The 15,404-nt window shown below is 74.9% G+C and carries 15 protein-coding genes; 7 read left to right on the top strand and 8 right to left on the bottom strand.

From position 1 onward, the window contains the following. The first annotated feature begins 8 nt into the window (after nt 1-8). The 5 genes from V6U79_RS22125 to V6U79_RS22105 all read left to right on the top strand — a co-directional run bounded on the left by V6U79_RS22125 (nt 9) and on the right by V6U79_RS22105 (nt 3,778). Nucleotides 9-266, top strand: coding sequence for a hypothetical protein (locus tag V6U79_RS22125; protein WP_334615657.1), 258 nt, complete (start codon nt 9-11; stop codon nt 264-266). Nucleotides 267-358: 92 nt separating this feature from the next. Then, nucleotides 359-2,128: a proline--tRNA ligase gene (locus V6U79_RS22120; protein ID WP_334615656.1), complete on the top strand. Its 1,770-nt coding sequence runs from the start codon at nt 359-361 to the stop codon at nt 2,126-2,128. Between the two features lie 56 nt (nt 2,129-2,184). Next, nucleotides 2,185-2,604, top strand: a complete 420-nt coding sequence (locus V6U79_RS22115) for a CBS domain-containing protein (RefSeq protein ID WP_334529139.1) — start codon at nt 2,185-2,187, stop codon at nt 2,602-2,604. A gap of 95 nt (nt 2,605-2,699) precedes the next feature. Then, nucleotides 2,700-3,125, top strand: a complete 426-nt coding sequence (locus V6U79_RS22110) for a SufE family protein (RefSeq protein WP_334529142.1) — start codon at nt 2,700-2,702, stop codon at nt 3,123-3,125. 20 nt (nt 3,126-3,145) lie between these two features. Beyond that, the gene (locus V6U79_RS22105; RefSeq protein ID WP_334529145.1) at nt 3,146-3,778 is read left to right on the top strand and encodes a DsbA family oxidoreductase; all 633 of its coding nucleotides are present in this window, start codon (nt 3,146-3,148) and stop codon (nt 3,776-3,778) included. Between the two features lie 36 nt (nt 3,779-3,814). Here the strand turns inward: V6U79_RS22105 and V6U79_RS22100 are convergent, their stop codons facing one another. The 4 genes from V6U79_RS22100 to V6U79_RS22085 form a co-directional block, all read right to left on the bottom strand. Beyond that, on the bottom strand, nt 3,815-4,363 hold the full coding sequence (locus tag V6U79_RS22100; RefSeq protein ID WP_334615655.1) for a YbaK/EbsC family protein: 549 nt from the start codon (nt 4,361-4,363) through the stop codon (nt 3,815-3,817). Nucleotides 4,364-4,512: 149 nt separating this feature from the next. Then, nucleotides 4,513-4,707, bottom strand: coding sequence for a hypothetical protein (locus V6U79_RS22095; RefSeq protein ID WP_334529153.1), 195 nt, complete (start codon nt 4,705-4,707; stop codon nt 4,513-4,515). A gap of 37 nt (nt 4,708-4,744) precedes the next feature. Continuing rightward, a complete protein-coding gene (locus tag V6U79_RS22090) occupies nt 4,745-5,530 on the bottom strand; it encodes an SDR family oxidoreductase (protein ID WP_334615654.1) in 786 nt (261 codons plus the stop codon). Between the two features lie 177 nt (nt 5,531-5,707). Further along, nucleotides 5,708-7,078 carry an MFS transporter gene (locus V6U79_RS22085; RefSeq protein WP_334615653.1) on the bottom strand — a complete coding sequence of 457 codons (1,371 nt, stop codon included), beginning with the start codon at nt 7,076-7,078 and terminating at the stop codon, nt 5,708-5,710. Between the two features lie 240 nt (nt 7,079-7,318). Between V6U79_RS22085 and V6U79_RS22080 the strand changes: the two genes are divergently transcribed. Together V6U79_RS22080 and V6U79_RS22075 are read left to right on the top strand one after the other, a co-directional pair. Next, entirely contained in the window at nt 7,319-11,773 is a 4,455-nt protein-coding gene (locus V6U79_RS22080; RefSeq protein WP_334615652.1) for an HAD-IC family P-type ATPase, read from the top strand. Beyond that, nucleotides 11,757-12,551, top strand: a complete 795-nt coding sequence (locus tag V6U79_RS22075) for an MBL fold metallo-hydrolase (protein ID WP_334615651.1) — start codon at nt 11,757-11,759, stop codon at nt 12,549-12,551. The genes V6U79_RS22080 and V6U79_RS22075 overlap by 17 nt, the downstream gene beginning before the upstream one ends. A gap of 68 nt (nt 12,552-12,619) precedes the next feature. Here V6U79_RS22075 and V6U79_RS22070 read toward each other — a convergent pair whose 3' ends face one another. The 4 genes from V6U79_RS22070 to V6U79_RS22055 all read right to left on the bottom strand — a co-directional run bounded on the left by V6U79_RS22070 (nt 12,620) and on the right by V6U79_RS22055 (nt 15,373). Then, nucleotides 12,620-13,039 carry a CBS domain-containing protein gene (locus V6U79_RS22070; RefSeq protein WP_334529167.1) on the bottom strand — a complete coding sequence of 140 codons (420 nt, stop codon included), beginning with the start codon at nt 13,037-13,039 and terminating at the stop codon, nt 12,620-12,622. 68 nt (nt 13,040-13,107) lie between these two features. Then, nucleotides 13,108-13,311, bottom strand: coding sequence for a hypothetical protein (locus V6U79_RS22065; protein WP_334615650.1), 204 nt, complete (start codon nt 13,309-13,311; stop codon nt 13,108-13,110). Nucleotides 13,312-13,381: 70 nt separating this feature from the next. After that, nucleotides 13,382-14,344, bottom strand: coding sequence for an L-threonylcarbamoyladenylate synthase (locus V6U79_RS22060; protein WP_334529233.1), 963 nt, complete (start codon nt 14,342-14,344; stop codon nt 13,382-13,384). A gap of 48 nt (nt 14,345-14,392) precedes the next feature. Beyond that, nucleotides 14,393-15,373 (bottom strand): phosphotransferase family protein, encoded by a 981-nt coding sequence (locus tag V6U79_RS22055; RefSeq protein ID WP_334529172.1) that lies wholly within the window; start codon nt 15,371-15,373, stop codon nt 14,393-14,395. Nucleotides 15,374-15,404: the final 31 nt, after the last annotated feature.

Genomic DNA, 15,404 nt, shown 5'->3' with positions numbered 1-15,404 from the left:
GTGAGTACATGGTTACCGTTCGGATCAGTGGTGTGCCGGAAGAAGTACGGGACGCTCTGGCCGCGCAGGCCAGGGCGCGCGGCCAGTCACTCCAGTCGTACCTGCTGGAGTTGGTGGAGACGCAGGCCCGGCGCCTGCGCAATCCCACGCAACTCGACCGCTTCGCGGGCCGGGCCGACGGTGCACACTCCCTGCCGGACGAGAGCGCGGCCGAGCTGACCGAGCAGCGGGGGCAGCGGGAGGCGACGCGGCGAGGATGCCGCTGACTCACGCATCCAATCGTTCGGAACACCGATTCCCGCCAGCATCCGGCCGAAATGGATCGCCGCTCCCGCCGCACCGGCCGTACGCTGCCCGAATGCTGCTACGCATGTCGACCCTGTTGCTGCGGACCCTGCGCGAGGACCCGGCGGACGCGGAGGTGCCGAGCCATCGGCTCCTGGTCCGCGCCGGCTACATCCGTCGCGCCGCGCCGGGCGGCTACACCTGGCTGCCGCTGGGCAAGCTGGTGCTGGACCGGGTGACCGAGATCGTCCGGCGGGAGATGACGGCGATCGGTGACCAGGAGGTGCACTTCCCGGCGCTGCTGCCGGCGGAGCCGTACCGGACCAGTGGGCGGTGGACGGAGTACGGCGACCTCCTCTTCACCCTCGCCGACCGCAAGGGCGCCGAGCATCTGCTCGCCCCGACCCACGAGGAGCTGGCCGCGCTGCTGGTGAAGGAGGTCTTCACCTCGTACCGGGACTTCCCGGTGACGATCTTCCAGATCCAGACGAAGTTCCGCGACGAAGCCCGGCCCCGGGCCGGGGTGCTGCGCGGGCGCGAGTTCCTGATGAAGGACGCCTACTCCTTCGACCTCGACGAGACCGGATTGCAGGCGGCCTACCACCGGCACCGGGCAGCCTACGAACAGATCTTCACCAGGCTGGGGCTGGACTACGCGGTGGTGCACGCGACGTCGGGCGCGATGGGCGGCTCGGCGTCGGAGGAGTTCCTGGCCGCCACGCCGGTCGGCGAGGACACCTTCGTCGGCTGCACGGCCTGCGACTACGCGGCGAACACCGAGGCGGTGGTGACCCGCGCCCCGGCCGCCGCCGACCCGGACGCCCACCCCGCCGCCGAGGCGCACGACACCCCGGAGACGCCGACCATCGCCGCGCTGGTGGAGCTGGCCAACGCCCGCCGGCTCGCCGGGCGGGACGACTGGACCGCCGCGGACACCCTGAAGAACGTGGTGCTGACCGTACGGCGGCCGGGCGCCGAGGCCGCCGAGCTGCTGGTGATCGGGCTGCCCGGCGACCGGGAGGTGGACCTGAAGCGGGTCGAGGCGGCGCTCGCCCCGGCCACCGTGGCGGTCTTCGACGACTGGGCGGCCCACCCGGATCTGGTCCGGGGCTACCTCGGTCCGCAGGTGATGGCGAAGCTCGGCGTCCGCTACCTGGTCGATCCCCGGGTGGTCACCGGCACCTCCTGGTTGACCGGCGCCAACGAGCCGGGCCGGCACGCCACCGACGTGGTCTGCGGACGCGACTTCACCCCCGACGGCACCATCGAGGCGGCCGAGGTACGCCCCGGCGACCCCTGCCCGGACTGCGGCACGGGTGAGCTGACCATGCGCCGGGGCATCGAGATCGGGCACATCTTTCAGCTCGGTCGCCGCTACACCGACGCGTTCGCCGTCGACGTGCTGGGCGCCGCCGGCAAGCCGGTCCGGCCGACCATGGGCTGCTACGGCATCGGCGTGTCCCGCGCGGTCGCCGCGATCGCCGAACAGCACCACGACGAGCGGGGTCTCAGCTGGCCGGCGGCGGTCGCGCCGTGTGACGTACACCTGATCGCCGCCGGCAAGGGGCCGCAGCTCGACGCGGCGCTCGACCTCGGCGGACGGCTCTCCGCCGCCGGCCTGCGGGTGCTGGTGGACGACCGCACGAACGTCTCCGCCGGGGTGAAGTTCACCGACGCGGAGCTGATCGGGCTGCCGCGCGCCGTGGTGGTCGGTCGCCGGCTCGCCGACGGGTACGTCGAGCTGCGCGACCGGGCGTCCGGCGAACGGACCGAGCTGCCGCTGGACGGGTTGGTCGAGCGGCTGGTGGACGAGGTGCGTGGCGCACTCGGCCACGACGTGTAGCGGTCGCGCCACGGGGTACGGCTGGGGAATCGACTGAGGTGTTTTCGGAGGCTCTCATGTACCGGGTCAGTGACGTGATGACGAAGCAGGTGGTTTACCTGTCGGCGGAGACCACCCTGGACGAGGCGGCCAGGGTGATGAAGGAGGCCGACATCGGCGACGTGGTGGTGACCGACGGCGCCAGCCTCGCCGGCATGCTCACCGACCGCGACATCGTGGTCCGGGCGGTGGCGGAGCGGGCCAACCCCGAAGACACCACCATCGGTTCGATCATCACCCGGGAGGTGGTGATGATCGAGCAGCACTCGACGGCCGCCGAGGCGGTTTCGTTGATGCGCGAGCGCAACATCCGGCGGGTGCTGGTCTGCGACAGCGACCGCAAGCTGGTGGGCATCGTCTCCCTGGGCGACCTGGCGATGCAGCTCGATCCCACCTCGGCGCTCGCCGACATCAGCGAAGCCGTCCCGAACAGCTGAGCGCGGGGCCCCTCCCGACCCGGCCGTGGCGGAGGGGCCCTCCTCGGCGTCCCCGACCGGCCGGCGCCCCGCCGCGACGGCGGTAGCCTGGCGGGATGCCCGAGATGCCGACCAGACTGGCCGAGATCGTCGAGGAGTTCGCCGACGCGCCGCGCGACGTGGTGCTGGAGATGCTGCTCGAATACGCCGACGTCATCCCCCCGCTGCCGGCCGGGGTGGACCGGGAGGGCCTGGAGCAGGTGCCCGAGTGCCAGACGGCGTTCTTCCTGCGCGCCGAGGTCGACCCGGACCGGACGGTGCGCACCCTCTTCGACTGCCCGCCGGAGGCGCCCACCACCCGGGCGTTCGCCGGCATCCTCGCCGAGGGGCTGGCCGGGGCGAGCGCCGATCAGGTGCTGGCCGTGCCGGACGACCTCTACCAGCGGATGGGGCTCGCCCAGGCGATCAGCCCGTTGCGGGTACGCGGCGGCACCGCCATCCTCGGCCGGCTCAAGCGCCAGGTCCGGGAACAACTGGGCTGACCTGCGGGTTGCCTCCGATCATGGAGATCGAGATCTACGCCGACGTGGTGTGCCCGTGGTGCTACATCGGCAAGCGCCGGCTGGAACAGGCCCTGGAGTCGTACGACGGTGACGTGACGGTCCGCTACCGACCGTTCCAGTTGGACCCGTCGCCGGTCGCCCGACCGGAGCCGCTGGTCGAGGCGCTGGCCGCGAAGTTCGGCGGCCGGGAGCGGGCCGAGGCGATGTTCGCCCAGGTGACGCAGGTCGCCGCCGGCGTGGGCCTGGAGCTGAACTTCGACCGGGCGGTGCACTCCAACACCTTCGACGCGCACCGGCTGGTCCGGTTCGCCGAGGAGCACGGCCGGGCGGCCGAGATGGTCGACGCGCTGTACCGGGCGCACTTCACCGACGGGGTGGACGTCGGGTCGCGCGACGCGCTGGTCACGCTCGCCGCCGGGATCGGCCTGGACGAGGCCGCGGCGCGGGATCACCTCGACTCGAACGCCGGCCGGCGTGAGCTGGCCGCCGACCTGGCCGCCGCCCACCAGCTCGGCGTCACCAGCGTGCCGACCTTCGTGATCGCCGGGAAGTACGCGGTCACCGGCGCGCAGGAGCCCGAGACGCTGCTCGCCGCGCTGACCGAGGTGGAGCGCCGAGAGTCGGTCGCCTGATGTTTCACGTGCAACAACATCGACGACCATGACGACCTAGGCGGGTCGGGCGAGCCCCTCGACGACCGTGGCCCCGGGCAGCGCACCGAGCGCCGGGCCCGGGATCGCGATCTTGCTGTGCCGTACGCCCGAGCCGATGATCACGTGCGGGGTGGCGATCACCCGCGCGTCGACCAGGATCGGCCAGGACTCCGGCAGTCCGATCGGGGTGATCCCGCCGTACTCCATGCCGGTCAACTCGACCGCGTCGGCCATCGGGGCGAAGCTCGCCTTCCGCACATCCAGTGCCCGCCGCACCACACCGTTGACGTCGGCGCGGGTGGTGGCGAGCACCACGCAGGCGGCGTAGCGAATCTCGCCCTCCCGCTTGCCGGCCACCACCACGCAGTTCGCCGACACGTCGAGCCCCACCTCGTACGCCTCGCAGAAGGCGGCCGTGTCGGCGAGCGTCGCGTCGATCGGGGCGACCAGCACGTCGTCGGCGTCCACCGGCGCCTCGTCGGACCACTGGGCGAGCGCGGCGGCCACCGGCGGCGCCAGCAGGTCGAGTCGGACACGGGCGGGCTCGGTCTTCAGCGTCCCCATCACGGCTGCGATCCTCGCACCCATGGCGGCGATCCGCCCGTCGGCGGTACCGCGTCCCGTCCGGCCGACCCGGATCCAGCCCGTGCGGCGGGTCGGGTCGGCCGGCGGCGCGGACGCCCCGGCCCGGTGCGAACGAGGAGCGGGCCGGGTCAGTTGCCGCTGAGGAAGGCGTTCTCGCGGAGGAACGCCTGGTCGTGTTCGGCCGCCGAGCGGGCGGCGCGGAGCGCGTGCGGCCGGCGCGCCTCCAGGTCCTCCATGCCGTGCCGGACGGCAAGCCGGATCACGCCGTAGAGGAAGACGAACCCGCACACGTAGAGCAGCACCGTGGTGATGATGACCAGCATGGGCCCACGGTAGGGCGAACATGAACCGGTCAGCGTCTCATCTTCCGCCGGTTCCCCCGTACGTGTCGGTCAGGTGGTCGGCCCAGGTGAACCGGCCGGTGGGGGTGGCGGTGGTGGTCAGCCCGCCCGCGCGCAGCGCCCGCCCGAGCCGCCCCGGGAACCGCACCGGCAGCAGCGGCCGGCGCGAGCCGCGGGCCGCTCGCCAGGCGCGTACCGCCTCGTCGAAGCGGAGCACCTGCGGGCCGCCGAACTCCTCGATTCCGCCCAGTGGACCGGCGGTGAGCCGTTCCGCGAGCCGGGCCGCGACCTCCCGCTGGTCGACCGGCTGGGCGAGGACCGCCGGATCCCCGACGACCGGGCCGAGCCGGCTCGCCGTACGGAGCAGCCCGTCCAGGAAGACCGGGAACTGGGTGGCCCGCAGCACCGTCCACGGCACCGGCCCGGCCGCCACCACCTGCTCCGCCGCGAGCTTGTGCCGGTAGTACGGGAACGGCACCCGGTCGACGCCGACGATCGAGACGTACACCAGGTGAGCGACGCCGGCGTGGCCGGCGGCAACGGCGAGCCGGCGGGTGCCGAGCACGTCGACCTGGTGGGTACGCCGACTCCCGCCCGGCTGGGACGCCAGGTGCAGCACCGCGTCCACCCCGGCCACCGCCTCGACCAGCCCCGCCCCCGTGCCGACATCGGCGACCACCCACTCCGCCGCCGGGTCGTGCCGGGGCCGGCGGCTCATCGCCCGGACGGCGAACCCGTCGGCCCGCAGCCGGGGCAGCACCGCCCGCCCCAACGTGCCGCCGGCGCCGGTGACCAGAACCCTCATCGCATCTCCTCGGTCGTGTCGTCACCGCTGAGGACGACGCCGGCCCGCGGACCGTGACGCGAGGCCCGTCACGCCAGCAGCTCGACCACGGTCACCAGGATGAAGAAGACGACGACGGTCTCGCTGACGATCCACGCATGGTGGTTCGGCGCGCATCCCGGCCAGAGGCGGGCGCGATCAGCGGGGTGCGGCCGCCACCCGGCCGGCGAGCAGCGTCCCGAGCAGGGCGCAGCCCACCGCGACCGCCAGCATGCCGGCGTAGTCGGCCGGTCCGGGCGCCGCTCCGGCGGCGAGCACGGCACCCGTCAGCGCCAGCGCGGTGGCCGCGAGGAGCGAGTCGCCCAGCTGCAACGACGAGCTGTTGCGCCCCTGCTCGCCGGGGGCGGAGAGCGCCAGGGTGAGCACCGACAGCGAGGGGTAGAGCAGCCCCATGCCGGCCCCGGCCAACGCCCAACCGGCGACGCCGAGCGCCACCGGGACGGCCGGAGACACGGTGACCGCGACGATCGCCGTCCCCGCCGTGATGCAGGCCAGCCCGACGCGCGGGAACGTCGCGCTCGAGCGGGGCGACGGCAGCTGCCCCTGCAACCAGGAGCCGAGCGACCAGGAGAGCGCCCCGACGCTGAGGACCAGCCCGGCGGCGGTGGGCGAGAAGCCCCGCTCCCGGGAGAGCATCAACGGGATCACCACCTCGGCGCCCACGAAGGCCGCCGAGGCCAGCCCGCGCAGGCCGACCACCGTCGGCAGGCCGCGGGCCGCGCGCAGGAAACCCGGCGGCAGCAGCCGCGGCGCCGAGCAGGCCAGGCCGACCAGCGCGAGCACCACCAGGGGTACGGCGAGCGCGCCACGCTGCTGCCCCCCGTGGTGCAGCAGCGCGGCGCTCACCCCCGCTGCCGCCGCCCAACCGATCCGGGCCACCGCCCCGGCCGGCGTCCGGTCGGCGGCCCGCACGTCGAGCGTCCGCAGCCCCGACTGGACCAGCAGCGCCGCCGGCACCGCCACCACCGGTACGGCGAGGAAGACCCAGCGCCAGCCCAGGTGCTCGACGATCAGGCCGGCCACCGCCGGGCCGACCAGCGACGGCACCACCCAGGCGGCGGCGAACGCGGCGAACACCCGGCGGCGCAGCTCCTCCGGGTACGCCTGCCCCACCACCACGTACAGCGCGACGGAGAGCAGCCCGGAGCCGAGACCCTGCACCGCCCGACCGACGACCAGCACGCCCATCGCGGTGGCGCTCCCGGCCAGCAGCAGCCCGGCCACGAAGAGCACCACCCCGGTCCACATCGCGGCCCGGGGACCTCGGGCGTCGCACCAGATGCCGGAGAGCACCATGGCGAGCACACCGACCGCGAACGGCCCGCCGAAGGCGAGCGCGTACAGGGCGAGGCCGTCCAGCGCCCGGGCGACCGTGGGCATCGCCGTGCCGACCGCCAGCGCCTCGAACGCGAGGAGGGAGACCAGCGCGACGATGCCCACCGTCATCGCGCGCAGTCGTGGGTCGTAGAGGCGGGCCGCCGGGGTGACCGGGGCGAGGTCGGCGGTCATCGGGCCGACCGTGGGAGATCGTTGAGCACGGACCCAGCCTGCATCCTGAAGCCGGGTTGAGGTCAACGGTGAACCCGGTCGCGCCGCCCGCCTCCGGCGGAAACTTTCCCACCCAACGGGGCATGACCACCGGTACGCCGGGAAGCCAGGCCGTCCCACGAGAGCGGGAGGCGAGATGGCGTACGGCATGAGCGGGACGGGCGACGGGAAGCGGGGCCGGCAGCCCGGCCGTACCCCTCGATGACGACGCTGGGCCGGGTCGCCGGCCGCGTGCTGCCGCCGGTGCCGCCGCTGGTCGCCGACGCCTCCCGTACGGTCGGCACGGCCGCGTCCCGGCTGGCCCGCGTGGTCGGGCTGACCCGGCGCCGGGTCTGGTCCCGGCCCGGGCGACACCACATCGAGGTGCACGGCGTCTGCCAGGACGGCGGCGACCTGCTCGCCCGGCAGGTCGAGGCGGCGCTGGAGGGGATGCCCGGGGTGGCCTGGGCCCGGGTGAACGCCCCGTCCGGCCGGGTGGTGGTGGCCGTCGAGGAGCCGAAGCCCCAGCTGCGCGACCTGATCGCCACGATCGCCCGCACCGAGCGGGTCTGCCCGCACGAGCCCGACCCGGAGATCCCACCGCCGCACCCGCCCGAGGAGGGGCCCCGCACGCCCCGCACGCTCGGCGCGCTCGCCTCGGACGCGCTCGGCCTGACGATCTCGGCGGCCACCCGGATCCTCCCCCTCACCCCCGTCCCGGGCGAGGTCGCCGGCCTGCTCGGCGCCATCGACATGCACCCGAAGCTGCACGCCCTCGCCGACCGGAGGCTGCTGCGCGCCGACCCGCGCGCCGAGGTGATCTTCCCGCTCGCCGAGGCGGTCGTGCAGGGCCTCACCGGTGGTTGGACGGGCATCGTCCTCGACGGCGTCCAGCGGATCGTGCAGTGGAGCGAGGCCCGGGCCCAGCTCTCCGCCTGGACCCGCGCCGAGCCGCGGCTGACCGGCGACCCGGAGCGGGCCGTCGCCCGGGCACCGACGACCGAGCGGCCCCGCCCCGTGCCGGACGGCCCGGTCGAGCGGTACTCCAGTTGGGCGCTGGCCGCCGGCGCGGCGGCCGGCGCGGCGGCCTTCCCGGTCGTCGGCGGCAAGCGGGCCGCCGCGCTGGGGCTCTCCTCGCTGCCCAAGGCCCCCGGCAGCGGCCGCGAGGGGTACGCCGCCCAGCTCGGCCGGATGCTGGCCCGACGCGGGGTGATCGCGATGGACCGCACGGTGCTGCGCCGACTCGACCGGATCGACACCGTGGTGCTGGACGCCGCCGTCCTCGGCTCTGGGCGGGGCGTGCTGGCCGACCTCGCCCCGCTGGCCGGGGCGGACATCGGTGAGGTGTCCGGCCGCGCGTTCGCCCTCTTCGACCCGGCCGACCCGGACGGGGCGCGGGAGTCGGACGGCTGGCGACTCGCGCCGTTGGACGGGCCGACCGCCGAGGACCCCGATGACACCGCGGACAGCCGCCGGCTGCGCGACGGCGGCGGGCTGCTCCTCGGCCTCGCCCACGACGGCACCCTCGCCGCGGTCGTCCGGGTGGAGTCCGAACCCGCGCCGGGAGCCGACGCGCTGCCCACCGCCGCCCGGCGGGCCGGCCTGCGGCTGGTGGTGGCCGGTGACGACCCGCGCCGGTACGACTTCACCGACAGCGTCCTGGCCGGCGGTGACCGGCTGACCGACACGATCCGCGGGTTGCAGCAGGGAGGCGCCGTGGTGCTGGTGGTCTCCGGGGACCGCCGGGCCCTCGCCGCGTCCGACTGCGGCCTCGGCGTCGCCGACCCGGACGACCTGCCGCCCTGGGGCGCGCACCTGCTGGTCGGCGCCGACCTGCGCGTACCGGCGCTGGTCATCGAGGCGGCCGGGGTGGCCCGGCGGATGACCGGGCAGAACATCCGGCTCGCCATGGCCGGCACCGGGCTCGGCGCGCTCGGCGCGTTCACCGCCGAGCGCGAGCAGTTGCCCGGGCGGACGTTGTCGGCGGTGAACGGCGCGGCGGCGGTGGCGTTCGCGCACGGGGTGTGGCGGGCGCGCCGGCTGCCGGACCCGGACGGGGCGCCCGCGCCGACCACCACCGCCTGGCACCTGATGCCGGTGCCGACCGTGCTGCGGCAGCTCGACACCACCCCGGACGGGCTGACCGACGCCGAGGCGCGCCGCCGGCACGGTGCCGGTCCGGGCGCCGCGCCCGGACCGGGCGGGCTGCTCCGGGCCTTCGTCGACGAGCTGTCCAACCCGCTCACCCCGGTGCTGGCCGCCGGGGCGGTGCTCTCCGCGGCGTTCGGGTCGCTGGTCGACGCCGCCCTGGTCGGCGGGGTGGTGGGCGGGTCGGCGTTGCTCGGTGCGGTGCACCAGCGCACCACCGAACGGTCCCTGGCCGAGTTGCTGTCCCGCTCCGCGGTCACCGCCCGGGTGCGCCGCGACGGCACCGAACAGGTGCTCGTCGCCGAGGACCTGGTCCCTGGCGACGTGGTCGTCCTCGGGACGGGGGACGCGCTGCCGGCCGACTGCCGGGTGTTGACCGCCGACGGACTGGAGGCCGACGAGTCGTCGCTGACCGGGGAGTCGCTGCCGGTGCGCAAGACCGCCGAGCCGGTGGTGGCCGCCGCCGTCGCCGACCGCCGCTCGATGCTCTACGAGGGCACCACCGTCGCCGCCGGGCACGGCACCGCCGTGGTGGTGGCGACCGGCGCCGACACCGAGTCGGGTCGCAGCCTCGCCCTGGCCCGACAGGCTCCGCCGGCCAGTGGCGTGGAGGTCCGCCTCGGCAAGCTGACCAGCGCGGCGGTGCCGCTGGCGGCCAGCTCGGCGATCGCGGTGGCGGGTGCGGGGCTGCTGCGGGGCGTACCGCTGGCCCAGACGGCGGCGACCGCCGCGAACCTGGCCGTGGCGTCGGTGCCGGAGGGGCTGCCGTTCCTGGTCAGCGCCGCGCAGCTGGCGGCGGCCCGGCGACTGGCCGAGCGCGGCGCGCTGGTCCGCAACCCGCGCACCATCGAGGCGCTGGGCCGGGTGGACGTGCTCTGCTTCGACAAGACCGGCACCCTCACCGAGGGCAGGCTGCTGCTCGCCGGGGTCGGCAACGACGGCGGGTACGCCCCGGTGGCGGAGCTCGACGAGACGCTGCGGCTGATCCTCGGCGCCGCGCTGCGGGCCACCCCGAAAGCCGACGACCCGGAGCAGTTGCCGCAGCACACCGACCGGGCGGTCCGCCGCGGCGCCCGGGACGCCGGGGTGGTGGAGTGGACCGGCGCGGACGGCTGGACGGCGGTGGGGGGCCTGCCGTTCGAACCGTCCCGCGGCTACCACGCCACCATCGGGCGGAGCGGGGACCGGCTGCTGCTCAGCGTGAAGGGCGCACCCGAGACGGTGCTGCCCCGGTGCAGCGCCTGGCGTACCCACGGCGGCCGGGACGAACCGCTGGACGACGAGGGGCGCAGCGGACTGCACGCGATGCTCGCCGACCGGGCCGGGGCGGGGCACCGGATCCTCGCCGTCGCCGAGTGCGCGGTGGACGCCGAGGCGATCACCGACGACCAGGTGCACGACATGGTCTTCGTCGGCTTCCTCGCCCTCGCCGACGGGGTACGCGAGAGCGCCGCCCCCGCCGTGCGCCGGATCCGGCAGGCCGGCGTGCACACCATCATGATCACCGGGGACCATCCGGCCACCGCCGAGGCGATCGCCTCGGTGATCAGCGCGGACGACGACGACCAGCGGGTGGCGACCGGCGCCGAGCTGGACAAGCTCGACGACGAGGCGCTCGGCCAGCGGCTCTCCCGCACCGACGTGGTGGCCCGCTGCACGCCGACGCACAAGGTACGGATCATCCAGGCGTTGCAGAAGTGCGGCCGGACGGTCGCGATGACCGGCGACGGCGCCAACGACGCGCCGGCGATCCGGCTGGCCGACGTGGGCATCGCGCTCGGCCAGCGGGGCACCCCGGCCGCCCGGGCCGCCGCCGACCTGGTCGTCACCGACGACCGGCTGGAGACCATCATCGCCACCCTGGTGGAGGGGCGGGCCATGTGGTCGTCGGTCCGCCACGCGCTGAGCATCCTGGTCGGCGGCAACCTGGGCGAGATCGCGTTCAGCGTGCTGACCGCCGCCGCCACCGGCCGCTCCGCGCTCACCGGACGGCAACTCCTCCTGGTCAACCTCCTCACCGACCTGGCCCCGGCGATGGCCATCGCGATCCGACCGCCCGCCGCCGGCCACGCCGACGACCTGCTCCGGGAGGGGCCGGACACCTCGCTCGGCGGGACGTTGACCCGGGAGATCGGCCTGCGCGCCGCCGCCACCACGCTCGGCGCGACGGCCGGCTGGACGCTGGCCCGCTACACCGGCCGGGAACGCCGGGCCGGCACGGTGGCGCTGGTGTCGCTGGTCGGCACCCAGCTCGGCCAGACCGTGCTGGCCGGCGGCACCAGCCCGATGGTGCTCGCCTGCAGCGCGGTGTCGCTCGGCGTGCTCGTCACGGTGGTGCAGACCCCCGTGGTGAGCCACTTCTTCGGTTGCACCCCGCTCGGCCCGGTCGGCTGGAGCATCGCGGCCGGTTCGGCGCTCGGCGCGACCGTCGCCAACGGCGCGCTGACCCGACTGGTCGAACGCTTCCCCCCGCCGTCCGGTTCAGCCGGCGCACGAGGGGTAGGGACGGAGCATGACGGATCGACCTGAGGTGACGTTCGTCGGCACCGCGACGACGGTGCTGCGGATCGGCGGGTTCACCCTGCTGACCGATCCGAACTTCCTGCACCGGGGGCAGCGGGCGTACCTGGGCAAGGGGCTGTGGTCGCGGCGGCGGACGGACCCGGCGCTGACGATCGCGCAACTGCCCACCCTGGACGCGGTGGTCCTGTCCCACCTGCACGGCGACCACTTCGACCGGGTGGCCCGCCGCGAACTCGACCACGGGCTGCCCATCGTCACCACCCCGTCCGCCGGGCGCAAGCTGCGCCGCTGGGGCTTCGACGCCGCCGAGGGACTGGCCACCTGGCAGTCCCGGGAACTGCGCCGCGACGGCACCACGCTGCGGCTGACCGCGCTGCCCGGGCAGCACGGGCCGGGGGCACTGGACCGGCTCCTGCCCGACGTGATGGGGACCATGGTCGACCTGGAGCACGACGGGGAACGCCGGTTCCGGCTCTACGTCACCGGTGACACGCTGCGCCGGCCACAGCTCGCCGAGATCCCCCGGCGCTACCCCGACATCGACGCGATGCTGATCCACCTGGGCGGCACCCGGATCGCCGGGATCCTGCTCACCATGGACGCGAAGCAGGGCGCCGACCTGGTCGAGCTGATCCGGCCGAAGCTCACCGTGCCGATCCACTACGACGACTACCCGGTGTTCCGGTCACCGCTGCGGCACTTCGTCGAGGAGGCCCGCCGGCGCGGGCTGGTGTCGACGGTCCGCACCATCGCACGCGGCGAAACCGTGCCGCTGACCGGCTGAGCGCCCGCGTACGCCGATCGCCGCCGGCCGGCCGGAGCCGGTGGGCGGCGATCGTCGGTGCCGGTCGGTCAGGCCCGCTCGGAGATGGCCTCGATGAGGTCGCCCACCGGGCGCTCGGGCAACGACCGGGCCACGTCGGCCACGGCCACGATCCCGACGAGTTCGTGCCCGTCGATGACCGGCAGCCGGCGCACCTTGTGCTGACCCATCGTGCGCAGGATCTCGGCGGCGTCGTCGTCCGCGCCGATGGTGACGGCCTCGCCCTGGGCCAGCTCACCGGCGGTCACCTTCGCCGGGTCCTTCCCCTCGGCCAGGACCTTCACCACGATGTCGCGGTCGGTGAGCATCCCCTTGAGTCGGTTGTCGTCGCCGCAGATCGGCAGCGCACCGACGCCCAGTTCGGCCATCCGTCGGGCCGCGGCCCGCAGGTCGTCCTGCTCACGGACACAGGTCACGTCGCTGGTCATGATGTCGCGTGCGGTCGGCATGGTGACACCTCGCTTTCCGGGGGTTGTCGTTCTGAAATCCCTACCCCCGGCCCGTCGACCCATGCCGTTCAATTCCGGCGACGCCGCTCCTCCCGCCAGAGCTCGTGGCCCCGCAACAGCCAACCGAGCCACCAGACGCCGAAGAAGACCAGGAAGATCGCCAGGAACACGACGACCGCGAACCCCGCGCCGGCGGTCGACGACAGGCCGGCCAGGCAGAGCGAGAGCAGCATCAGGCCGGGCAGCAGCGGCCGTTCCGACGGATGCCTCATCCGATCCCCTCGCGTCGTCCGGGCCGTCATTCTCGCCCACCGGGCGTCGCCCTGTCCGACCCGCGGGAGTTCAGCCGGCCGGCTCCCAGGTGGCCGCGGCGCGGCGCAGCCGGTCGTTGATTGCCCGCCCCACGCCCACGTCCGGCACCGCCTCGGCGAGGATCTCGGTCACCCCGGCGGCGTCGAGCCGGTGCAGCGCGTCGAAGAGCCGGGCGGCCGCCTCCGTCACCTCACCGGCGGGCGAGAGCACCTCGACCGCCGCGTAGCCGTCCGCCGGCCGCTCCCGGAAGGCCAGGAAGCCGCGCCGGGCGCCGTCGTCGGGCGCCGGCACCGCGCCGGCCACCACCCGCAACGGGGTACGCGGGGCGTAGTGCGCCGCCAGCGTCCCCGGCGCCACCGGCTGCCCCGAGCTGCCCGGCCGTACGTGCACCGGCCCGACCACCGCGATCAGTTCCTCCAGGGCGAGCGCGCCGAGCCGCAGCACCACCGGCTGCGGGCCTCGGGCGTCCACGATGGTCGACTCGATCCCGCACCGGGTCGGCCCGCCGTCGAGCACCACGTCGACCGCCGCGCCGAGCCCCTGCACCACGTGCTCAGCGCGGGTCGGGCTGAGCTGACCGAACCGGTTGGCGCTGGGGGCGGCGACCGGCACCCCGGCGGCCCGGATCAGCGCCCGCGCGGACGGCTCGTCGGGCACCCGTACCGCCATGGTGTCCAGGCCGGAGGTGACGATCGGCGGGATGTCGGCGGGCCGCTCCACGAGCAGGGTGAGCGGGCCCGGCCAGAACCGCTCGGCCAGCGCGGCGACCGCCGGGGGCACCGGCCCGACCAGCTTCTCCAGGTCGGCGGCGTCGGCCAGGTGACTGATCAGCGGGTCGAAGCTGGGCCGGGCCTTGGCCTCGAAGATCCGAGCGGCGGCCCGCGCGTCCAGGGCGTTCGCGCCGAGCCCGTAGACGGTCTCGGTGGGGAACGCGACCAGCCCACCGGCGCGCAGGACGGCGGCGGCTTCGGCGATGCCACTGTCGGCGGGCAGAATGCGGGGTTTTCCGGTGCTCACGCTCCGACGCTAGCCTGCCCCCGGTCAGTGGGATCCCCCGGACCTCCCGCCGGTGGTCAGCCACTCGTCCAGCTCGCGCACGTACCGCGGCGCCCACTTCGGGGTCCAGCGCAGGAAGTAGACGCTCATCGACAGGGCGTGGACGGCGTGACCGAGCCGGACCCGGGACTCCCAGTCGTCCGGCAGCGGGCACACCTCGTGGTAGGCCTTGAGGAACACCGCCCGCCCCTCGGGGAACTCGTCGAAGATGTGCTCGTCGAGCTTGCCGAAGTCCAGGAACGGGTCCGCGTAGCGACCGTGTTCGAAATCGAGCAGGCAGGCGATCCGCCCGTCGCGGAGGATCATGTTCTGGCGCCACAGGTCGCCGTGGGTCAACGACGGCGTCCCGTCCGGGGGCACGGCGTCGATGGCGCGGTGGATCGCCCGGGACAGGCCGTCGCGGCCGACCGAGGTGATGTCCGCCGGCGCCCGGACCAGCTGGGAGTCGACGAGGGCGTGCAGGAAAGTCCGGACGTCCGGGTACTTCTCGGCGCCGAGCACGTCACCGAACCACGGCCCGGCGCAGGAGTGGACGCGGCCCACGAGTTCGCCCAGCTCACCGGCGAACCTCAGACGCCGGGCGACGTCCATCGCCTCCCACGCGTCGTTGGCGGGTGTACCGTGCTGGTACTCCTGCACCAGCAGCGGCGCCGCGAAGGCGGCGCTCCGGGGCACGAAGGCGCGGAACCGCACCACGGGGACGCCACCCTCGGCGGCCCGACGGGTGGTGGCGACGAGCCGCCGCAGGTGCTCGGGGTCGGTGTCCCGTACCGGTGTCTTCACCAGCAGCGGACCCTCGTCCGTGTCGGCGACCCACTGCCGGCTGGTGTAGCCGGCGTCGAGCCGCCGGACGTCCGCGACCCGGATGCCGGGGCACGCCTCGGCCAGCGCGCGGCGGGCCGCCTCGCCGCTCATCGCGTCCTCGTCGGCGGGCACGCTGCCGCCGGTCCCAGGAGGTCGTGTCATTCGGGGAAGTGTGCCAGCCACCCGCTGCCGC

Origin of the sequence: Micromonospora psammae (assembly GCF_036902725.1) — a bacterium.
Classification (GTDB): Bacteria; Actinomycetota; Actinomycetes; order Mycobacteriales; family Micromonosporaceae; genus Micromonospora.
Note: the sequence above shows the minus strand (reverse complement) of the source record. Positions and strands in the feature narration are given on the sequence as shown.